At 45.9% G+C, this 4,005-nt stretch carries 3 protein-coding genes; all 3 read left to right on the forward strand.

Annotated elements, in window-relative coordinates:
• Positions 1-564 precede the first annotated feature (564 nt).
• The 3 genes from IQ242_RS18490 to groL all read left to right on the forward strand — a co-directional run bounded on the left by IQ242_RS18490 (position 565) and on the right by groL (position 3,680).
• A complete protein-coding gene (locus tag IQ242_RS18490) occupies positions 565-999 on the forward strand; it encodes a CAAD domain-containing protein (protein ID WP_193960976.1) in 435 nt (144 codons plus the stop codon).
• Positions 1,000-1,696: 697 nt separating this feature from the next.
• A complete protein-coding gene (gene groES / locus IQ242_RS18495) occupies positions 1,697-2,008 on the forward strand; it encodes a co-chaperone GroES (protein ID WP_002737272.1) in 312 nt (103 codons plus the stop codon).
• Between the two features lie 46 nt (positions 2,009-2,054).
• Positions 2,055-3,680 (forward strand): chaperonin GroEL, encoded by a 1,626-nt coding sequence (groL, locus tag IQ242_RS18500; protein ID WP_193960977.1) that lies wholly within the window; start codon positions 2,055-2,057, stop codon positions 3,678-3,680.
• Positions 3,681-4,005: the final 325 nt, after the last annotated feature.

Raw genomic sequence — 4,005 nt, forward strand, 5'->3', positions numbered from 1 at the left:
GGTGTAGGGTTTTACCGATTTTGAGGTAGTCAGTTACCTAATTTTCAGGGAAAAAGTACCTGAATTTTACCCCTGATCCCTCCAATGGTCGGCACTTTTTGAGGTCAAAAAAGTCTAAAAGCCTTATCCAACAAGGTTTTTAGATTTATTCAGCAAGCCCTAGGTAATCATCTGTAGGGTGGGTTAGGCGAAAATAAGTTATAATCTCACTAAAAATTGAGTATTCGCCGTAACCCACCAGACTTCAGCGTGAGCTTTTGTCGAACGCTTTTTTCTCCCTATCTCCCCACTGATAACTGATTACTGTTCACTGATAACTGACACCCCCTGATTCCTCAACTCCGATCGCTACCTGCTGTTAGAATAGAGAATTGCGGTCAGACTGACGATAAAATTGAGAAGCTAAATCCTTGATTCTTAATAGTTGTTGAGAAACTTTCCGCCTACTATCGCAATTATCCGATAATATGGGCAACAGCGAGTTAGTCTATTCAGTCTGTTAAAATTGACCCCCGTTGGTCGTATTCGCGCACTGTCTAACCTTTATGATGAGGATCAGTTAATATGGAATCAATGCAACCCACCGAAACACAAAATCCGATTAGAACAGATTTACCCGGGTCTCTGAGCAAACCCAGCAGCAGCAGCAGCACCGAACAGATTTGGTCTGAATATGTAGAACCAGTTTGGGATTCGGTAATGTCCTATCTGGCTAATGTCCCCGATTATATCGGTAGTTTCTTCTCTGGATACAAAAAACCTTTAATCGTTCTGGGGGCAATTTTAGCCAGTTTTGTCACCGTGAAAGTTACCCTAGCGGTTTTAGATGCGATCGATGATATTCCCCTCCTTGCTCCTATCCTACAATTAGTTGGGATCGTTTACACTGGTTGGTTTGTCTGGCGCTATCTACTCAAGGATGAAAATCGTCGCGAGTTATTAGCCGAAATTGATGCACTAAAAGCGCAAGTTTTTGGCAGTCACAATAACACTTTATAGATAGAATCAAGCATAAAAAACAAAGGAGTTGAGTGTTTCCGCTCAACTCTTTTGTTTTTGCACAACAGCTTACACTAGAGTTCTTGCATAAGTAGGGTTTGCGGCAAAAAGTACGGGCGAAGCATTCGGATAGAAAATCTCCGGTTTCACCGATAGGTTATTGCCCGAATGCTTCGCCCCTACAGGACGCGGGCCGATGAAGACGCAAGGTTTAGAAGCAGGATTCTCTCAAAATCTTGCACCTGTTTCGCTCGTAAAGCCACAAAACCGCTACCTTGCCTACATTTCAAATTTATTCAGCAAACCCTAATTAATTTTTGAGAGGGCAAAAATGAGAGAAATAAGCATAAAATTGCCTAAAATTCTTAAATAGAGCCTTCAATTGATTAATGCTCATTCTTAATTCTCCTGACGACCGACTCCTGACTTGAAAGAGGGTGTAGGGTGTGGGGTGTGGGGTGTAGGGAAGGAAACCTCTTTCATCTGTGGGGGTGAAAATTTTTTCATCGAGACCGGCTCCTGACCCCACCAACAAACTTTTTGCCGCAAACCCTAGCTTAACATCATAGTTCGGGAACCCGTACCGATCGAGCAGTTGTCAGGGGGCCTTGTATTTCGGTAAATTAGCACTCGGAAGGTAAGAGTGCTAATCTGGAAAAGACACTTACCCAAATACAAGAGAAACGGAGGATATTCCATGGCTGCAGTCAGCATCAACGTAACTACTGTTAAACCCCTAGGCGATCGAGTTTTCGTCAAAGTTAGTCCCAGCGAAGAAAAAACCGCCGGTGGTATTTTCCTTCCCGACGCCGCTAAAGAAAAACCCCAAATCGGGGAAGTCGTGGCCGTCGGCCCAGGCAAACGCAACGATGACGGTAGCCGTACCCCCGTAGAAGTGGGTGTGGGGGACAAAGTTCTCTACTCCAAATATGCCGGAACCGATATCAAACTTGGTGGCGAAGAATTCGTTCTCCTCTCCGAAAAAGACATTCTCGCCGCCGTTTCCTAATCATCTACCCTTGAAAACCCCTATTTTGCACGAATAACGAGACATTATGGCTAAATCTATTATCTACAACGAAGATGCCCGTCGCGCCTTAGAAAAAGGCATGGATCTTCTGGCCGAAGCGGTAGCCGTCACCCTTGGCCCCAAAGGTCGTAACGTCGTCCTCGAAAAGAAATTTGGCGCGCCCCAAATCGTCAATGATGGCATCACCATCGCTAAAGAAATCGAACTGGAAGACCATATCGAGAACACCGGTGTGGCTTTAATTCGCCAAGCCGCCTCAAAAACCAACGATGTAGCCGGTGATGGTACAACTACCGCCACCGTTCTCGCCCACGCTATCGTTAAAGAAGGTTTACGCAACGTCGCCGCCGGTGCTAACCCGATTTCTCTGAAAAAAGGCATCGATAAAGCTGCCGATTTCCTCGTCAGTCAAATCGCCAAACACGCGAAACCCGTAGAAGATTCCAAAGCGATCGCACAAGTGGGCGCTATCTCTGCCGGTAACGATGATGAAGTCGGTCAAATGATCGCCTCGGCCATGGATAAAGTAGGTAAAGAAGGCGTAATTTCCCTAGAAGAAGGGAAATCGATGACCACCGAACTGGAAATCACCGAAGGGATGCGTTTTGACAAAGGTTATATCTCCCCCTACTTTGTCACCGACACCGAACGCATGGAATGCGTTTTTGAGGATCCCGCTATTCTGATTACCGACAAAAAAATCGGTTTAGTACAGGATTTGGTTCCCATTCTCGAACAAGTGGCCCGTCAAGGTAAACCCCTAGTGATTATCGCCGAAGACATCGAAAAAGAAGCTTTGGCAACCCTAGTGGTTAACCGTCTGCGCGGTGTTCTTAACGTCACTGCGGTGAAAGCTCCTGGATTTGGCGATCGCAGAAAAGCGATGTTAGAAGATATCGCCGTCTTAACCGGTGGTCAAGTAATCAGCGAAGATGCGGGTTTAAAACTGGAAACCACCAAAATTGACAGCTTAGGTACGGCCCGTCGTATCACCATGAACAAAGATACCACCACCATCGTGGCCGAAGGCAACGACGTGGCAGTGAAAACCCGTTGTGAGCAAATTCGCCGTCAAATCGAGGAAACCGATTCTTCCTACGATAAAGAAAAACTGCAAGAACGTCTGGCTAAATTAGCCGGGGGTGTGGCAGTGATTAAAGTCGGTGCCGCTACGGAAACGGAAATGAAAGACCGCAAATTGCGCCTAGAAGACGCAATTAACGCCACTAAAGCAGCTGTAGAAGAAGGTATCGTCCCCGGGGGTGGTACTACTTTGGCTCACCTGGCTCCCCAATTGGAAACCTGGGCTAAAGAAACCCTACACCATGAAGAATTAACCGGCGCTTTAATCGTTTCTCGCGCCATTGCTGCCCCCTTAAAACGGATCGCTGAAAATGCCGGCCAAAACGGTGCAGTTATTGCCGAACGGGTGAAAGAAAAGCCCTTTAATGTCGGTTATAATGCCGCTACTGGTGAGTTCTCCGATATGTTTGATGCGGGTATCGTTGACCCCGCTAAAGTGACTCGTTCTGCCCTACAAAATGCCGCTTCTATTGCCGGTATGGTTTTAACTACCGAGTGTATTGTGGTGGATAAACCGGAAAAAGAAAAATCCGCTCCTCCCGCCGGCGGTGGTGACTTCGACTATTAATAATTAGTCTATTTTTTCTCGACTCGATCGCTTAATTGCGATCGAGTTTTTTTTGATTAAAAAACATCACTTCGGGTTAATACTAAGTAGGTAGGCGTTAAAAATTATCAGATGCCCCCTTATTAAGGGGGGATCGGCACCCCCCTTATCAAGGGGGGCAGGGGGGATCGAACCTAAAATCCATTTTTAATTTAATTATAACCAGCTACTTAAATCTGGTTATTAAAGACTGATTATTTATTCCCCCTTTTGCATGAGTGCATGAGTAGAAAACGGGTTTCTCCGAGAAACCCGTTTTCTGTGCGTTACTCAGACTACTTAGAGC

Source organism: Microcystis sp. LEGE 08355, from assembly GCF_015207185.1.
In the GTDB taxonomy this organism is placed as follows: Bacteria; Cyanobacteriota; Cyanobacteriia; order Cyanobacteriales; family Microcystaceae; genus Microcystis; species Microcystis panniformis.